This window comes from Priestia sp. P5 (assembly GCF_029522155.1).
Lineage (GTDB): Bacteria > Bacillota > Bacilli > Bacillales > Bacillaceae_H > Priestia > Priestia megaterium_E.
The window spans coordinates 822,621-839,831 of the sequence record NZ_JAKWFJ010000002.1 but is presented as its reverse complement, the minus strand read 5'-3'; the positions used below and the strand labels follow the sequence as shown (position 1 = coordinate 839,831).

20 protein-coding genes and 1 other RNA gene are annotated in these 17,211 nt (G+C 38.3%); 7 read left to right on the top strand and 14 right to left on the bottom strand.

The annotated features are described in order from the left end of the window. Nucleotides 1-38: 38 nt before the first annotated feature. The 11 genes from MMB69_RS21055 to MMB69_RS21005 form a co-directional block, all read right to left on the bottom strand. Nucleotides 39-665, bottom strand: a complete 627-nt coding sequence (locus MMB69_RS21055) for a response regulator (protein ID WP_013082360.1) — start codon at nucleotides 663-665, stop codon at nucleotides 39-41. Then, a complete protein-coding gene (locus MMB69_RS21050) occupies nucleotides 658-1,704 on the bottom strand; it encodes a sensor histidine kinase (protein ID WP_269871671.1) in 1,047 nt (348 codons plus the stop codon). The genes MMB69_RS21055 and MMB69_RS21050 overlap by 8 nt, the downstream gene beginning before the upstream one ends. Beyond that, nucleotides 1,701-2,429 carry a cell wall-active antibiotics response protein LiaF gene (gene liaF / locus MMB69_RS21045; protein WP_277448387.1) on the bottom strand — a complete coding sequence of 243 codons (729 nt, stop codon included), beginning with the start codon at nucleotides 2,427-2,429 and terminating at the stop codon, nucleotides 1,701-1,703. The genes MMB69_RS21050 and liaF overlap by 4 nt, the downstream gene beginning before the upstream one ends. Before the next feature lie 133 nt (nucleotides 2,430-2,562). Beyond that, a complete protein-coding gene (locus MMB69_RS21040; RefSeq protein ID WP_057241820.1) occupies nucleotides 2,563-3,189 on the bottom strand; it encodes a PspA/IM30 family protein in 627 nt (208 codons plus the stop codon). 36 nt (nucleotides 3,190-3,225) lie between these two features. Then, entirely contained in the window at nucleotides 3,226-3,570 is a 345-nt protein-coding gene (locus MMB69_RS21035; RefSeq protein WP_277448386.1) for a lmo0954 family membrane protein, read from the bottom strand. A 248-nt stretch (nucleotides 3,571-3,818) separates the two neighbouring features. Next, an RNA gene (gene rnpB / locus MMB69_RS21030) (RNase P RNA component class B) lies at nucleotides 3,819-4,207 on the bottom strand. A gap of 63 nt (nucleotides 4,208-4,270) precedes the next feature. After that, nucleotides 4,271-4,603, bottom strand: coding sequence for a cell division regulator GpsB (gene gpsB / locus MMB69_RS21025; RefSeq protein ID WP_013056140.1), 333 nt, complete (start codon nucleotides 4,601-4,603; stop codon nucleotides 4,271-4,273). Nucleotides 4,604-4,707: 104 nt separating this feature from the next. Next, on the bottom strand, nucleotides 4,708-5,259 hold the full coding sequence (locus tag MMB69_RS21020) for an SLOG family protein (protein WP_028414057.1): 552 nt from the start codon (nucleotides 5,257-5,259) through the stop codon (nucleotides 4,708-4,710). Nucleotides 5,260-5,322: 63 nt separating this feature from the next. Continuing rightward, nucleotides 5,323-5,847: a spore coat protein gene (locus MMB69_RS21015; RefSeq protein WP_162213878.1), complete on the bottom strand. Its 525-nt coding sequence runs from the start codon at nucleotides 5,845-5,847 to the stop codon at nucleotides 5,323-5,325. A gap of 346 nt (nucleotides 5,848-6,193) precedes the next feature. Beyond that, nucleotides 6,194-7,444 carry a ribonuclease H-like domain-containing protein gene (locus MMB69_RS21010; protein WP_221785628.1) on the bottom strand — a complete coding sequence of 417 codons (1,251 nt, stop codon included), beginning with the start codon at nucleotides 7,442-7,444 and terminating at the stop codon, nucleotides 6,194-6,196. 4 nt (nucleotides 7,445-7,448) lie between these two features. After that, nucleotides 7,449-9,719 carry a DEAD/DEAH box helicase gene (locus tag MMB69_RS21005; protein WP_269871674.1) on the bottom strand — a complete coding sequence of 757 codons (2,271 nt, stop codon included), beginning with the start codon at nucleotides 9,717-9,719 and terminating at the stop codon, nucleotides 7,449-7,451. Between the two features lie 121 nt (nucleotides 9,720-9,840). Between MMB69_RS21005 and MMB69_RS21000 the strand changes: the two genes are divergently transcribed. The 3 genes from MMB69_RS21000 to MMB69_RS20990 all read left to right on the top strand — a co-directional run bounded on the left by MMB69_RS21000 (nucleotide 9,841) and on the right by MMB69_RS20990 (nucleotide 12,225). Continuing rightward, entirely contained in the window at nucleotides 9,841-10,092 is a 252-nt protein-coding gene (locus MMB69_RS21000) for a hypothetical protein (RefSeq protein WP_013056134.1), read from the top strand. Nucleotides 10,093-10,241: 149 nt separating this feature from the next. Then, nucleotides 10,242-11,753, top strand: a complete 1,512-nt coding sequence (locus MMB69_RS20995; protein ID WP_277448385.1) for a sensor domain-containing diguanylate cyclase — start codon at nucleotides 10,242-10,244, stop codon at nucleotides 11,751-11,753. 160 nt (nucleotides 11,754-11,913) lie between these two features. Beyond that, nucleotides 11,914-12,225: a DUF6509 family protein gene (locus tag MMB69_RS20990; protein ID WP_057242050.1), complete on the top strand. Its 312-nt coding sequence runs from the start codon at nucleotides 11,914-11,916 to the stop codon at nucleotides 12,223-12,225. A gap of 257 nt (nucleotides 12,226-12,482) precedes the next feature. Here the strand turns inward: MMB69_RS20990 and MMB69_RS20985 are convergent, their stop codons facing one another. The 3 genes from MMB69_RS20985 to MMB69_RS20975 all read right to left on the bottom strand — a co-directional run bounded on the left by MMB69_RS20985 (nucleotide 12,483) and on the right by MMB69_RS20975 (nucleotide 13,422). Next, a complete protein-coding gene (locus MMB69_RS20985) occupies nucleotides 12,483-12,659 on the bottom strand; it encodes a hypothetical protein (RefSeq protein ID WP_162871410.1) in 177 nt (58 codons plus the stop codon). Between the two features lie 104 nt (nucleotides 12,660-12,763). Next, nucleotides 12,764-12,967, bottom strand: a complete 204-nt coding sequence (locus MMB69_RS20980; protein WP_013056130.1) for a cold-shock protein — start codon at nucleotides 12,965-12,967, stop codon at nucleotides 12,764-12,766. Nucleotides 12,968-13,254: 287 nt separating this feature from the next. After that, the gene (locus tag MMB69_RS20975) at nucleotides 13,255-13,422 is read right to left on the bottom strand and encodes a hypothetical protein (protein ID WP_013056129.1); all 168 of its coding nucleotides are present in this window, start codon (nucleotides 13,420-13,422) and stop codon (nucleotides 13,255-13,257) included. Between the two features lie 111 nt (nucleotides 13,423-13,533). Here MMB69_RS20975 and MMB69_RS20970 point away from each other — a divergent pair, with 111 nt between their 5' ends. The 4 genes from MMB69_RS20970 (at nucleotide 13,534) to MMB69_RS20955 (ending at nucleotide 17,070) form a co-directional block, all read left to right on the top strand. Further along, on the top strand, nucleotides 13,534-14,079 hold the full coding sequence (locus tag MMB69_RS20970) for a YhcN/YlaJ family sporulation lipoprotein (RefSeq protein WP_014460948.1): 546 nt from the start codon (nucleotides 13,534-13,536) through the stop codon (nucleotides 14,077-14,079). 292 nt (nucleotides 14,080-14,371) lie between these two features. Then, nucleotides 14,372-15,850, top strand: coding sequence for a sodium/proline symporter PutP (gene putP, locus MMB69_RS20965; protein ID WP_221785631.1), 1,479 nt, complete (start codon nucleotides 14,372-14,374; stop codon nucleotides 15,848-15,850). A 231-nt stretch (nucleotides 15,851-16,081) separates the two neighbouring features. Beyond that, nucleotides 16,082-16,741 carry an SIMPL domain-containing protein gene (locus MMB69_RS20960; protein WP_264409022.1) on the top strand — a complete coding sequence of 220 codons (660 nt, stop codon included), beginning with the start codon at nucleotides 16,082-16,084 and terminating at the stop codon, nucleotides 16,739-16,741. 62 nt (nucleotides 16,742-16,803) lie between these two features. Further along, entirely contained in the window at nucleotides 16,804-17,070 is a 267-nt protein-coding gene (locus MMB69_RS20955; protein ID WP_013082344.1) for a hypothetical protein, read from the top strand. The last annotated feature ends 141 nt before the right edge of the window (nucleotides 17,071-17,211 follow it).

The following is a 17,211-nucleotide window of genomic DNA, read 5'->3' as shown; positions in this document are numbered from 1 at the left end:
CACAAAAAAAATCGTTATTCTCTTTTGAATAACGATTCTCACTGCGCTAATTTGTGTTTAAAGGCATAGATCACGGCTTGAGTCCGGTCCTGTACATCCAGCTTACTTAATAAATTGCTCACATGTGTTTTTACCGTCTTTAGCGCAATAAATAATTCGTCTGCAATTTCTTGATTTGTTTTGCCTTGTGTCATTAGCAGTAGAATTTCCATTTCACGAGCTGTCAGTTCTTCATGAGGTAACGACGGTTTTCTCATTTTAGACATCATTTTACCGGTTACTTCGGGCTCTAATACAGATTGCCCCTCATATGTACGACGAATAGCAGCTGCAATTTCTCCTGCTTTAGACGTTTTTAATAAGTAGCTTGTTGCCCCTGCCTCTAGAGCGGGATATACTTTTTCGTCATCTAGAAAGCTAGTGACAATGATCACTTTCGCTTCTGGCCACTGTTTAATCAGTTGTTTTGTTGCTTCAATCCCGTCCATTTCTTCCATGACTAAATCCATTAAAATAATATCCGGGCGCAGCTGAAGCCCTAATTCAACGGCCTGTTGGCCATTTGCTGCTTCAGCTATCACATGAATGTCTGCTTGAGCAGACAAATACGCTCCTACGCCAATACGAACCATTTCATGATCATCTACTAACAGTACATTAATCATTTTGCTTCTCCTCTCTTTCTACTAACGGTACTTTCACTTCTAGCTTTGTTCCTTTGTCGGGCAAACTAATAATTTTTAATAGGCCTCCAATTTCAACTGCGCGTTCGTACATATTTTGCAGGCCGTACGATCCAACTTTTTCCTTTTCTACATCAAAACCAACTCCATTATCAACGATACGTAAAATAATGGAAAAGTCACGTTTAATCAGCAGCACATCTAAAGCTGTTGCATTGGCATGACGCAGCGTATTTGATACGGATTCTTGCAAAATCCTAAACAAGTGGTCTTCAATGCCTTTATCAAGTTCAAAACCTTCTATTTTCCAATTTAATTCAAGCGGTACTTTTTGAGCAAGCTCATTCATCAGTTCTTTCATTCCAGCCTGCAGCGATTTTCCTTTTAATGCTGCAGGACGAAGATGAAGAAGCAAAGCCCTCATTTCAAGCTGTGATTGATTAATCATTTTTTCAACCATCTTTAATTGCTTAGCTTCAGAATCTTGTAGCGTAAGATTGGATTCCGTAATAGCAGACATAAGCATCGAAGCGGCAAATAGCTGCTGACTAACGGAGTCATGCAGTTCTCTAGCAAGCCGATTTCGTTCCTGAGAAACAATTTCTTGCACTTGCTTTTGCTGATTTTCCACTTTTTCCGTTGCCATCTTTTGGGATTGCTGTGCTTGAAGAATCATTTTATGATCTACTTTGTTTAAACGGCTTATAATTCGAGACGTTTCTTGAATAAGCGGTTTATTTGCCGACATATGCCGGTGGCCATTTTCTATTTCATATAATCGGTTTTCAACATATGTCCACTGCTGTCTCCACATAAACCCCATGATTCCTCCAATCACGCTTCCAATCGTCAGGCTTAAGCTGAAGGAAAACAGCACAAAAGGCATGCCAAATACGCTTATTTTCCATAAGTCGCTAAGTTGAAAAACAGGATATGCAAAAAACACGGTAAGGAGGACGGATACAAATACAAAAAAACTTAAGAAAATCCCCCATAATAACTGCCGTTGAAGAATACTCATATCCTTTGCACCTCTAAATCTCCAATCACAACAGTTGTAACAATCTTCACCCTATGAGCAGATTGATCAAATTCCTTTGTTTTGATAGACAAATTTTCATTGAACGAAAAGCCGCGCTGATTTCCAAAAACCGTTACGTTTCCTGCCAGTTTAGAATGATTCACAGATACTTCCGTTTCGTAAGGAATGAGCACTTTAATATTTCCAAACACTTGACGAATAAAAATAACCGCATCGCCTTTTGGCAGAACGGTATTGCTTAGATCAACCACAATGTCTCCCCATACGCTTTGAATATTAATATCATCCCATTCGTATACGGAATCTTCGGTTCTTTGACTACCAAGAAGTTTATTCGTCAAAACCGGGCGGACCTGCACCAAACTTTGGTTTGGCTGGTGGGTAAATTCGTCAGTTGGTCTGAATTCAACCGGATGCTTTCTTGATTGAATAAATCTAAGTAAAAAATACAGAAAAAGAGCAATAACTAAAAACTTAAAGGCAACCGTATTAAATATATTCAACACCAGCCCAATAACGCCAATCCAAAATAAAATGCGCCCTAGTTTTCTTCTCATTTTTTTTCGCCCAATATACATGAACGCACCGGCAATTAATACAGAAAAGATCAAGCCGCTGTGAAAAAACATAATTTCAATAAACAGGACAAATAAACTGCAAATAAAAATGAACATAAGAGATTCTGTTTTGTTTACGCTTTGCACAGCTCTCTCTCCTTTCTCCTCGTAGATGACATAGCGTTCTTTGGATGCTGCAGGTATCTTCTCTCACCTTAAAAAGACGCAGAAACCTACGCCTTTTTTAGAATACCATGTTTTATGCAGAAACACTGATTTTTTACGACGATTTTACTCTTTTTTCTAATTCAGCAATCTTGCTGTCTACGGTTTGTCTATAGTAGTTTGTATTAATTTGATTTTCAAGCTGGTCAATATAGGTTTCCATTTCGTCAAACTGGCTGTAGGACGTATAAGATGCTTCTGTTTTCATTACTGAATTCATACGATGATGTGCACGAGCAATATTTTCGCGCCCCATTAGTTCCATACGGCGAATATGCATATCTTTTACCTTATGCTTCATTTCTTCATACTTTTGTTCAAGCTCTTCTAACTGCTTGGATGCATCTTCATAAGATTCTTTTACACGCTTCGCTCTCTCTTCGTAGTGAGCATGTTCTTTTAAAATAAATTCATGTAATTCCGTTTCTTCAGCTGCTTGTGCTACTTGTGCTTGCTCATGACGTTTTTTCATCATGTCAAGGGCCAGATGGTATTCGCGATTAAACTGTTCTTTTAACGTGTGCTGTCGCTCAACAAGCTGCCTTACCTTTTCAGTCTCCTGCTCGCATTGACGCAAATAGTGGTTTAGTGCAGCAATTGGATTTTTTTGTTCTTTGTGATCAAGTAATTGATGAAGGTCTGCAGAAATCGTTTCTTTCATTCGAGTAAATAAGTTTCTCATTTTGTTCATCTCCTTAGATAATAAAGTAAACTTTTGTTATTTTTGATTTAAGTCAGCCCACTGACGTTCAAAATGCTTAAACGGATCTTCTTTTTCCGTTTTTATAAGGCTGCTGCTGTTCCACTTTTTATATACAATGTAAAGTACGACTGCTGCGATGATACCAGCAAGGGCCGGGAGGTTTGAAACGGTTGTTAAGAGTACGACAACACCTATAAACCCCCAGAGCCATTTTTTAAAGGGGGTCTCTGCTTTAACAAACCCTTTAAATGCTACGTACAAAATAACTAAGCCAAGTGCAAGTCCTACCATCGGACCGGCATTTGCAAGAAGAACGATAGCAGCTACCGCTCCAATCAAAAACAAACCAACTTTTTTCATTTTGTCTCCTCCTTTCGCTTATCTATATACTTAGTTTAAGGATTATGACGTTTTTTCAAAACGAGCTAGAGCTTTATTTTCTCCTAAGACCTGAGGCTTACAACAAGCTCAGTCTGATTGTACAAAAAAAATGACAGCTTATGATAAGCTGTCATTTTGACATAAAAAAAGCTCTTCCGTTATACGAAGAGCTGGGTTGGATTAAAATATAGTGTATAACAACAAATGTCGATTGCTTTTCAATAACGTTCTGTAAGCCATGTTTTGTACCATTGTACTGCAAGCGGCTAGCTACCTCGTACTCCGGTGGCAATTATCTATCTACAAAATGTAACCATTTTGTCCTTCCTTCCGTTCAGTTCCTTCCAGAAAGTTCCCCTACCATTATTTGGGTTTCTCGCTCGAGGGGTTTACCTCGTTCCACTCTTACCATTTCTGATAAGACTTCGTCACTGTGGCACTTTCAGAGTAGTCAAGCCATATCTTAAAAAGACTTAGGCTTTTTCCCCGCCGTTAGCTTTTAACAGCTACCCTAGCTTATGACTTCGCTAGGCACGAACACTACAGACATCGCAGTCTGTGCGAGCATGGACTTTCCTCTACATCCTCATATGTGATGCAGCAATTACCCGAACGTTATTGATAACGACTTTCCTTAGTATAATAAAAATAGGAGTTGAATGCAACTCCTATTTTTAGGTTATTCGTATAATTTACTTCCAAACACATGTTTTTCTAAGTTCGACAAACGTTTTAAAATATCAAAGTTTGTCGTACCCGCTTGCTGCTGCTGTTGAGCCGGCGGCGGGGTAAACGAAGGTTGTTGCGGCTTTTTAGATAACTCTTCTACTTGCTTTTTTAAGCGTAAATTTTCGGTTTGTAATGCTTCAATTTCTTCATGAAATGCTTCATAATCTTTAATAACAGAATCTAGATACTTATCTACTTCTTCTTGATTATAGCCTCTCATGCCTGTTTTAAATTCTTTTTCTAAAATTTCTTTGGCCGTTAAACGGATTTTATCAGCTAACATCTCTATCACCTCGAATACGATAAACCTTATCTTTATTATAATTCATTTTTTCAAAAATAGCTTCAAATGTCAATTTATCTTTTAAAATGTTTCGCCAAGTGGCATTAAAAAGACGAAAATTTTTCTTCATCCACGATATCCTGTAAGTCGTGAGACGTCACCATTATAATAGGGTATTCTTCTCGTTCAGCACGTTTTTTAGCCGTTTCTAACATATATTTAGGACTTCCTTCGTGCTCTTCGTCGTAAACTAAACAAATACCTTCACTTTTTTCTACTAAAAATTGATTTTTCAACCGAAACTGTGCTGGACTTTCATATTTCTTTTTTGTGATGCTATCTACATAATCTGCTTGACTTAAGACGAATTCATACAATTCTTTATTGACGTCATTCCATTTTTCTTCTTGCTCCAAAAACGGTGTTAAAACAGCTAACTGAAGCTCGGGATAATCGAGCTGAAGGTCAAATACCACTTCTGCTGCCCAAATTTCTACTCCTAGCTGGCCGCTAATCAATACCCATTCTAATCCATCTTCTACTAATTCCTGTAATTTTTTATAGAGCGCTTTTTTTATATATGTAATACCTTGATGTTTTTCATTAAAAATGCCAAGTTCGAATGGCTTATAACCGGTAACTGTTAGCACCTTCATTATATAACTCCTTTATAACAAAATAGAATAGGAACTGATGAAATCAGCTCCTATTAGCGTACATTATCTAAAATACCCTGAATTTGGTCCTTGATGCGCGCCTTTTGTATGACAGCTTCCTTGGCCGCAGCCTTTGTGTCCCGGATAACTAGCACCTGCTACTTGACCTGGGTAGCCCGCTCCTGCTACTTGACCTGGGTAGCCCGCTCCTGCCACTTGACCTGGATAGCCTCCCATTTGACCTGGATAACCAGCACCTGCTACTTGGCCTGGATAGCCTCCCATTTGACCTGGGTAACCAGCACCTGCTACTTGACTTGGATAGCCTCCCATTTGACCTGGATAGCCTGCTCCTCCTACTTGAGTTGGATATTGCTGCGCGCCGCCAAAAAACTGTTGGTTTGAAGTTTCATTTACAACAGATTGCGTTTGCGGGAAGTAATGTACGTGCTTCACATTTGTATGATTCACCAATGTATTATGACTTGGATGAATGTGAGGTACTACTACCTCCTGAGAAGTAAACTGCGTGCAGCATTTTGTTGGATGCACAATTGGTGGCATACATTTTGTTGGTCTTGGATACATATCCTTTTTCCCCTTTCACTGTTTAGTTATTACACTATTACAATATGTGAAGGGCAGTGTACATGTACTAAGACAAACACCTATTTTTGACCTACATAAAGGAGTTATACGAATTTTTCAAACTGCTTAAGACAATTACTGTTAAACAAATTAATGCGAAAAATGATACTAAAATCACATTTTTCATGGGGCCTCTCTCCATCTCACCAAAGTTCTGTTTTTAAGCTGTAAGAATAAGTCTTACATTGACTAATTTTATCAATGACTGAAAAATAGAACAATATAAAACATCCACAAAAACAAAAGAATAATAATTCTGAATTTTTTAAAATAAACCAGCTGAAGTCTAAGCTTTAGCTGATTTATTTTTTAGTCTAAGAAGTCTTTTTTCAAGCGCTTCCTTCGACGTTTTTTTAGTCATTCCTCTGAGTTGATTCCACTTCTCCGAGGCTAGCTCAGTATATAGAAGTGCTTGATGAACATCTTTGAGACGATGCTCATAAATTTTAGCTAGCTCAACCAATGCTTCTATAGCGACGTCACCTTCACATGTTTGAACCAAGGGTTCAAACATGTCCACTGCCTCTTTCCAACTCTTCTCTTTTTTATAATGATAAGCCATCGCTAGCTGAGCTTTTTTATGCTCTTCTTTTTCTTTTTCTGCTACGCCCTGATAAAGAGAGAAAGCGTGCTTGTTCTCCCCTAACTGCTCGTACCACCTTGCTACTTCGTATGTTTCTTTTTCTGTAAACTCCTCACTAGTAAGGAGATGCTTTGATAAATGAATGTATAAGGTAATAAGCGATAAAATATCATGTTCATTATGTTTCATAATATCGAATAAGCCTCTTGGATTTTTCGTTTCAATAAAATCAAAATAAATCATGGGAGCTAAAAAACCTGGAATGTCATCAACTCGTTCAATTCCAAGTATTTCTTTTTCGACATTCGCAAGCTTAACCGAACTCATTTTGTGTTTCCACAGCCTTCTTGACGCATGCAGCAAATCAAAGTGACCGAACTTAGGCAGCTTGGGCAAATGATCTCTCAATAGCGTATGGCGAGTCTTCACGTGAGGCCAATCGAAAGATTTCCCATTATAAGTCACAAGCGTCGTATAGTCTACTTCTTTTAAAAAACTTTCGTAAAATGCTACTTCTCCACTTGGCTCCGTTAATATATGCTGACGAAAAACGACGGAATCTTTTAGCACCCTTGCATATCCTAGCAAAAAGATAGTCGTTCCCGTACCTGTACTAAGCCCTGTCGTTTCCGTATCAAAGAAAAATAAATCTGAATAAGTGTGGCCTTTTGATGAAAGCGGATGAGCAACTGTAGACCGATTCCATACTTCCACTACTTTTTTCAGCTCATTAAATTCATAATGTCCATGCTTGTAGTCGAGCGGGTAAACCACTTCTCTAATCATACAGTAGCTGTCTTCCGCAAAGTAAGGCACAGAATGATTTCCCTTCCATTCCTGTTCATAGGGAATAGATGCGCTCTTAGGTCGCTGCGGGTTACTTTCAACCGGCGGCTTTGCTTCTGTAACATGAAGATGCTTTTTCATACGGTTTAATTTATTTTTAAAAGACAAGAGTTCACCTACTTTGCAGTTGTTGTAGCAGCACGAGCGCATCGCTTTTTGCGTGCTCTCCCTGTGCTTCCATACCGATACAAGACGGACAGCCGCTTTCGCAAGAACAATTTATAATTAATTGATTGGTTTGATTTAGCACATCATTCATTTGTTCGTATACTTTATCACTTAACCCAATGCCTCCCGGGTATCGATCATATAAGAAGATAGTCGGCTGTTCGTTGTGCACCGCTTTTATCTGAGGCACTACATGTAAATCAGACGGATCGCACATCACCATAAGCGGTGCAATTGACTGAAGGGCATTTGCCACAGAAATGAGCGCTTGTTCCAATCGTTCTTCAGATTCGTAAAACTGTTCTTTTTCAAAGCTTAGCCACACAGCATTTGTATGAAGCTCTTCTTCCGGAAGTGAAATGGGGCCTGACCCTATGTTTTCATGCGTCTCAAACTTTATTTTTTTAAATATCGTAGCCATGGCGCTGACCATTACATCGCCATAACCGATTGAATATGTCCCTTCCAGTCGTTCTTTATCAGCTTCTAGAACCTTTAAGTTAACCGCTAAGTTTGCATCGGTGAAATAGTCTACATCGACTTCACGAACATACGCTTTTTTCTCATCCCAGTCCAAGTATTCTACTTGATACTGAATGCCTTGATGCAAGTAAATCGCCTCATCATGAAGAAGCGTCATGGCACTAAAGCGATCCATTTCTCCAATTACTTTCACATTTGCAACGTCCGATTGATCAATGATGACAACATTTTCTTGGGATGCAGAGCGCAGACTGATATTATGAGCTGGGAACGAATCATTCATCCAGTACCATTTGTCTCCGCTAAAATGAATCACTCGCTCTTCTTGCAAAAACTCCAGCACGTCTTCAATTTCTACTCCATCAAATGTTTCTCCCTGCTTAAACGGCAGCTCATAGGACGCACATTTTAAATGATCGACTAAAATAACAAGATTATCAGGATTAATTCGAGCTGTTTCTGGATTTCTGCTAAAAAAATAATCCGGATGCTGAATCATATACTGGTCAAGCGGGCTTGAACTTGCGACCATCACAATGACGGCTTCTCCGTGACGTCTCCCTGCTCGTCCTGCTTGCTGCCAAGCGCTTGCAACCGTGCCTGGATAGCCTGTCATCACACACACCTGCAGCTGCCCGATATCCACTCCTAGCTCTAAAGCATTCGTACTGACTACCCCGTAAATACTTCCCTCTCGAAGTCCTCTTTCTATTTCGCGTCGCTGCTTCGGCAAATATCCTCCGCGGTACCCTTGAATAGACTTATGTTGAAGCTGGTTTTTCACGAGCTCCTGCAGATACGTTAAAATAATTTCCACTCGTACTCGGCTTCGTGCAAATACAATCGTTTGAATTTTATTTTTCAAAAACTCTCCTGCAATATTTCGCACTTCAAGCGTAGCACTTCTTCTAATGTTTAAAGGTTTATTAACAATAGGCGGGTTATAAAAAATAAAATGTTTGCGGCCGCTAGGCGCTCCATTGTTATCTACTAAAATAACATGAGCTCCCGTTAAATGTTCAGCAAGTTCTTTTGGGTTAGCGATGGTCGCTGATGTACAAATAAAGATAGGATTGCTTCCATAGTAGCGGCAAATTCGCTTTAACCGGCGTATAACGTTGGCTACGTGGCTGCCAAAAACACCGCGGTACGTATGAAGTTCATCAATCACAATGTACTTTAGATTTTCAAACAGTGATACCCATTTCGTATGATGAGGCAAAATAGCTGAATGAAGCATATCTGGATTCGTAATAACAATATGACCTGCTTTTCTTACCTTTTGGCGGATATTTGCCGGAGTATCTCCATCATACGTATAGCTATTGATTGGCACTTCCATTTCTTCAATGAGTTCATTTAATTCACTTTTTTGATCTTGGGCAAGCGCTTTTGTTGGAAACAAATAAAGAGCTCTAGCCTGATCATTCTCCATAATGCTTTGTAGTACCGGCAAGTTGTAGCACAATGTTTTCCCCGACGCTGTCGGCGTCACGGCCACAACATTTTTCTTATCTGCTGCTAAATCAAATGCTGTTTTTTGATGCGTATAAAGTGAACCAATTCCTCTTTTCTCAAGTGCTTCCCGCAGTTTCGTATGCAAAGAAGCTGGAAATGGCGCAGTTTTAGCTTCTTTCTCTTCGATTGTATGCCAATGAACGATATTTTGCTGATATGACGGATTCGTTTGCAAAATATCCATTACTTCTTGTAAGTTTTTTCGTATTCTCATTTTCATCACCTGCTTCTATTTTAACGAATGAACGTTCGATAGAAAACCATAAGTTTTTGCATGTTTTTGGTGGATTCGGACATGGTATTAATACAGTAAATTTTTCAAGGAGATGTTAAAAATGGGAAGCCCTTATCTTTGCCCTAGCTGCAAAACAAATCGAACGCGTTTTAATATCATTGAACAAAATGCAAAACCTGTAAAAATGGATCCAAGAAGCGGAGACGTCGTAGAAGAATACACAAACGATACGCTCGATGCCTTTCACGCTGCTTATAACGGACCGCAAAAACGCATTCAGTGCGGAGCTTGCGGCTTAGTAGAAGATGAGACCATGTTTGTACGGCATGCTGAATCGAATAAACTTCAATAAAAAAGGTGAGGCTCTTTGTCCTCACCTTTAATCATATAAATCTTTATGCTTTTTCTTGATGGAAAAGCATACATTTTCATCTAAAAAATTCATGTCTTTTCTTATACAAACATGCTAAAATACCTAAAAAAGATATGGAGATGATGGTCATGTCATTTCTTCTTTCGCTTTTACCTTTCTCCTTTTTGAAGAAATTTCGTTTTCCTTCAGGGAGAGAAGTTAATGAAGATACAATGTCCGATAAAACGAATGTAGAAATGCTTCAACAGAGAGTCAAGCTAGTTTCACTTGCTCTTGTAGTTTCCTATCCTATTTATATTTATATAGGTTTTTCTTTACTTCAACATGCGGGGACATCTCAGTTTAGACATACACTAATTGGTATTCATTTCACTAGTTTTGCTCTCTCCTCTCTTTATTTATTGTTCTATTATTTTAGTAAGAGAAAAGAACGGTTTGCTAACTACTTAAGCACCATTGTATATGGCTATATATTTTATTACGTATTTGCTGCAGCACTTTCTACTATTAACAGTCAGCTTTTCACAGGTCGCGTAGACGTGTATATGATGCTTTTGATTTCCACAGCTGTTTTATGTCCTATGAAATTAAAACATCTGTGCATCATTTTTATTCCTAACCATCTTTTTTTACTATACGGCTTATCACGATATGTACCAGATTCTTTTTCCCTTATTTCAAAGCAGATCAATACAACTGCAGCAGTTGCTATCGCTTTACTTATTTCATACATTCTTTATACATACCGTCACAAAGAATATATGAATCATCTACAGCTAAAAGAAAGCGAACGTAATTTTTTTACGCTGTTCAAAATTAACCCCTATCCTTTACTATTAACGAGATTATCCGACCACAAAGTGCTGCTCATTAATAATAAAGCTATTCATTTTTACAATCTTGCTTCTCAAGATCTTGATCAAATAGACGGATTTATAATCTATCCTACCGATGAAGATCGAGAGGAGATTTTAAAACGTCTTCAACAAGAGAAATATGTAAAAAACTACATCCTAGAAGCACGTGAACATGGAGATTCTAAGTGGGTTATGATCAATTATGAATTACTAGAGTATCAAAGCGAAAGCTGCATACTCGCAGGTATTACCGATATAACCGATTTAAAAGCGGTTGAGCATGAATTGAGCTTGCACGCTTCAACTGATATGCTAACCGGAATTTTAAATCGAAGAAGCGGAATGGAAAAGCTGCAGTTGGAACTGCTGAGAGCTAAAACCAATCATGCATCTTTTCTATTATGTTTTATCGATATTAATTCTTTAAAACTAGTAAATGATCAATACGGTCATAGAGAAGGCGACTGGCTTATTAAAACAATAGCAGAATCAATTAGTGGTTATATTGGCAAAGATGATACGCTCTTTCGCTACGGAGGCGATGAGTTTTTATTAATTGCTCCTGAACAAACGGAAGAATACGTACAAGAGCTGTGGCAAAATATTAATAAACAGCTAGAAGATAAAAAGAAAGAATTTAACAAGCCGTATGCACTGTCTGCGAGTTACGGATTTATTATATGTGCGCCTTCAGACGATACCAACCTAGATACATTAATTCAAAAAGCAGATGCTGCCATGTATAAGCAAAAACATACGCGCGTTTCTTCCGCCTTTAAGTAAATCATCGAAGTCCTTGCGCCATCGCATCAGGTAGATTCGCTAAATAGAATGATCAAGGAATAAATCCGTGCATGAATTACGCGTGCACTTTCTTTCTTTGCAAAGAAAAACTATAATAGATGATGCAAGTATTTTACTGATATATGGAAAGGACGTACATATGTTTACAATTAAAGAATATACAGCTGAACAATTGCAGGATCCATTTGGTCTCCTTCTAGGTGAACGCTATGAATTTCATTTATACATTGAGGTAGAAGAAGATGATGAATTATATACGGGCAACGACCTAGCACTACGCGTAGTATATATTAAAGGCGACGATAACACTTCTATTGCCCAAACTCATTTCTACGAAGTTTCAACAAATAAAGTATTAGACTTCGACCTTGAAGAAGAGGAAGAAGAAGCTGTAAAAGAGTTTTGCGGGAAGCATTTGCCTTCAGAGGAAGGTACAAATAACGAGGAATAATTAAAAGAGGCTGGGACCAAAGTATTTTAGTTGAAGGAAAATCTGAACGAGTGAACGTAGGTTTTATGTATGCAGCTGCTTCTAGCTGGTGATTGGATGGCAAGGCGAAGACTCCTGTGGGGAAAAGCGACGAGGAATCTCACCGGCCGCTCGCGGAAAGCGAAGTCTTGCACGGAAGTAATAAGCGATTCCCCCTACTAGCTCGTTTATCTCATTTGTTCATCTGTAGATTGAATTGATTTTGTTATGTCCCAGCCTCATTTTTGATTTCGTTTTTCCATTAGCTTTTTAACTACTTCTTTTGGCTCCCAGCATGTAAACCGATAAGAAGGACGGGTTTCATAGCCTAGTCTTTTGCATCGATACTTCATTCCCTTATCCAATTTAATGCTTTGAAAATGTTGACATGTGGCACAGCAATGAAATGAACTCATGCCTTCCCTTCTCCCCTACTTTAATCTATTTTCTTAATCATACAAATAAAACAAATTTGTATAAAAAAAGCTGCCTATCGGCAGCTTTCATATGTAGCGTTGAATTATAATTTTACAACATTCTCCGCTTGAGGTCCACGTTGACCTTCAACGATTTCAAATTCAACTTTTTGGCCTTCTTCTAATGTTTTGAAGCCTTCAGATTGGATAGCTGAAAAATGAACGAATACGTCATTTTCGCCTGGTACTTCGATAAAACCGAAGCCCTTTTCACTGTTAAACCATTTTACTGTACCTGTAGTAGCCATGTAAAAAAACCTCCAAAAAATGTAAAAATTTTAATATGTTACTCTATATTTACATTTATACCGTAAATAAAAAATTCACATATTATAAAAGAGACCTACGCGAAGTAGATCTCCTTTATAACAAGTGAATTTTCACTAAATCTAATTCGAGTGTATGCTCAAACGTAGTATTCATTACATTTATTAAATTTGGTTGCGTTTACATTATACTATACCTATATGTAGAATGCAAATATTGAGCCATTCTTAACATATGGCTCATCCGTTTTGCAAAATATTTATCTTCCTTACGTCAACATGTTATCAATGTGGGCGTCGATAATTTCTTTTCGTTTATTTTGCAGGGTCTCAAATAATAACTTAGCTTCTTCTGAAGTCAGTGCAAACGTTGTTGTTTCTTCATGGTTTTCTTCTTTTGTATGAAGCACAAATATGCTTTGTTGAATTCCACTCATACATATTCCTCCTTTTTCGATAGTATAGGCTTTTTTATATTTTTCATGTATGCTTCACACGTTTTTAACAAATTATAAGAAAGGTTAAAACTTATAAGGAGTGATACTATCATGAAGAAATCGTTTTTGTTTGTTGTAGGCTGCATGACGACCCTTTCTTTATTCGGCTGCAGCACAGCAGATCAAGGTAAAGATGGCGTCATTGACGATAATACAGTCCGCAACGTCACATATGAAAATGGAAACAATAAAACGAAAATGAATGATGTAAACGATACGCAAGACGTACAGCGTAATGAAAAAGAACAGTACAATCAGTCCGGCGGAATGAGAGTAGCCGATGTGGCAGCTGATCGTATCGTAGCGTTAAAAAACGTAAAAGATGCTAACGTAATCGTAACCGACCATACAGCTTATGTAGCAGCCGTATTAGACGATAACAAAGAAGGCAATCTCACAAAAGATATGGAGCATAAGATTGCACATGAAGTAAGAAAAGCTGATGGCAGTGTTCATCGAGTGTTTGTATCAACAAACCCTGATTTTGTGAATCGTATGAACGGATATGTAGACAAGCTTCAAACGGGTAAACCAGTTTCTGGACTATTTGACGAGTTTTCAGAAGTTGTTCGCCGCGTATTCCCGAACTCACGCTAATATACATGAATGTCAAAAGAGCATTTTACAAAATGCTCTTTTTATTTTATTTTTTGCATAAAATATTGCATAAAAAGCGCTCTTATAAATTTCTGAATATTTTTATTTTACTTTATTTTGAAAACGTTTTCATTTCTATAATATAAAGGTTTAGGGGATTTTAGACTTAGGTAATTTACGTTTTTGTGGGTTGATAGTATAGGAAAAGTTTGTTAGTTTTAGAAACCATAAGATGTTTGCGTGACGAGCAGCGCTCGTTTCATGCATAAAAAATGCATAAAGGGGAGATTTGGTGGATATTGGAGTTTATATTTCACTCGGCATTTATTTTGTGGGAATGCTTGGAATAGGATGGTATGCCTATAGAAAAACCACTGAAGATGTAGCTGGCTATATGTTAGGAGGACGCGGACTAGGTCCAGCCGTTACCGCCCTTTCAGCTGGCGCTTCCGATATGAGTGGATGGATGTTAATGGGGCTTCCTGGCTCCATGTATGTGACTGGCCTTTCTAGCGTCTGGCTAGCGGTGGGATTGTCTATAGGTGCTTATTTAAACTATTTAATCCTCGCTCCGCGTCTTCGCACTTATACGGAAGTAGCGAATGACTCGATTACAATCCCAGACTTTTTTGAAAATCGTTTTGGCGACCACGCCAAGATTCTTCGAACAGTATCAGCAATCGTCATCTTTATTTTCTTCACTCTTTACACTTCAGCTGGTATGGTATCAGGCGGACGGTTATTTGAGTCAGCATTTGATTTACATTACCAAATTGGCTTATTTGTAACAGCATCTGTTGTTATTGCCTACACTCTTTTCGGTGGATTTTTAGCCGTTAGTTTAACAGATTTTGTTCAAGGCGTTATTATGTTTCTTGCTTTAGTTTTAGTACCCATTGTTGCTTTCACTGATGTTGGAGGCGTTAACACAACAATGGATATTGTACAGGACATTAACCCAGCATATCTGGACATTTTTAAAGGTACGACCGTTTTAGGTATTATATCCTTCTTAGCCTGGGGACTTGGCTATTTCGGCCAGCCTCATATTATCGTCCGTTTTATGGCTATCTCTTCTGTTAAGGAATTAAAACCCGCACGCCGTATTGGAATGAGCTGGATGATTATTTCTATTATTGGTGCTATGCTGACAGGGCTCGTTGGAATTGCATATGTAGAAAAAACGGGTATGAAACTAGCAGACCCTGAAACTATTTTTATTAAATTTGCGGATATACTCTTCAATCCGTTAATTACTGGATTTTTATATGCAGCTTTACTAGCAGCAATTATGAGTACGATTTCTTCTCAGCTGCTTGTAACGGCAAGCTCTGTTACAGAAGATTTTTATAAAACATTTTTCCGACGCAAAGCCTCTGACAAAGAGCTTGTAACGGTCGGAAGATCTGCGGTTTTAGGTGTTGCAATTATCGCTATTTTGCTTTCTTTAAAACCTAGTGATACGATTTTAGGGCTGGTTGGATACGCTTGGGCTGGATTTGGTTCTGCATTTGGTCCTGCTATTTTACTAAGTCTTTACTGGAAGCGTATGACTCGATGGGGAGCACTTGCAGGGATGATTGTAGGTGCTGTTACGGTATTAATTTGGGTAAATACTCCGTTTAAGGATGCTCTTTACGAAATGATTCCTGGTTTCTTTTTAAGCTTATTAGCTGTTATTATTGTAAGTTTACTAACAAAGAAACCGTCAAACGATGTTCAAAATCAATTCATTGAAATGAAAGAAATCTTAATAAAAGAATCGAAATAAACAAAGAGAAGCTGAAAAAAAGTATGCTAATTGAAGGAAGATCCGAACGGTGAATCGAGATTCTTGATGGAGAATCAAATTCGTTCGGATTTTTTTATTGGTATGGTGAATATAGGTTTCATGTATATAGTTGCGTCTAGCGGTTGATTTAGTTATGTCTCAACCTCTTTTTGTTTTTAATCTCCTTTGCTTATCATATATATATTAAAGATCAATAAAGGAGGTTTTTGTATGCAACATTCTTATTTGCCTTATGAACCTACACAACAACTGCGCGTAGATACACAAAATAGAGAAATTAAAGTAATTGGTGAAGGAACTGCTTCAGCCATTCCAAATGAAATTTCCATGACGATTGGAACTCGTACGGAAAACCGAGACGTTCAAGAAGCCTTAAAAGAAAATTCAGCTGTTTCAAACACTTTGCTGCAAGAGATGAAAAATCTTGGAATCAACGACCAGCAAATTGAAACAGCTTCATTCACCATAAATCCTAAATATGATTACAGCGATGGAAAATCGACTCTTACAGGATACGAAGTACAGCACTTATTTAGAGTAAGAGTACAAGATGTAAAACAAGCGGGCGATGTCTATAACGCTACGTTTTCAAGCGGAGCAAACGTAGCGCAAGACCTTCAATTTCACGTTACAAATGATGATAAATATGAACAAGAAGCAATTAGTAAAGCTTTATTGAATGCCAAAGAAAAGGCCTTTACCATTGCCAACACGCTTCAGCTCCCTATTAACCAAACCCCCATTCTAATCGAAGAAGGCCCCGTCTATCAGTCATCTGGCTCCTCGCCTAAGTTATTAGCGGCCTCTCCCCCTATTCAAGCTCAGTCCTTGACTGTATCTGCTTCTGTAAAAGTTACGTACACGTATTAATACTTGTGGTAAACTATAGACTATTCTAATGAAGAAACTAATCTAAAGGAGCTCTTTGAACAATGACTTCTGAACATTTACTAGCAGCTTATCAAACCCTATGGTTAAACCGTTCGTTTGCTTCTAAACAAGCCATGACAAGTGAAGATCAGCTTCACGAAGCCATTATGAAAGATTTAAAAGATGAAATGACTCATCCACGCGTCCGGCAAACACCGTATGTAAAATATCATCTTGGCATAAAAAGAATTCTAAACAGCAGTCTTTCCTCTGATGAAAAAGTTGCGCTTACGTCCCTATACACAAACCTTTTAGATAGCTGTATATAACGGATATCAATCCAGTGTAAAGACGAACAAATGGGATAAAGGAGCTGAACCGCTTGTGACACCGCGGTTGATTTCCGTGCAAGGCTTCGCTTTCCGCGGGCGGCCGATGAGCCTCCTCGCCGCTTGTGCTTCTGCGGGGTC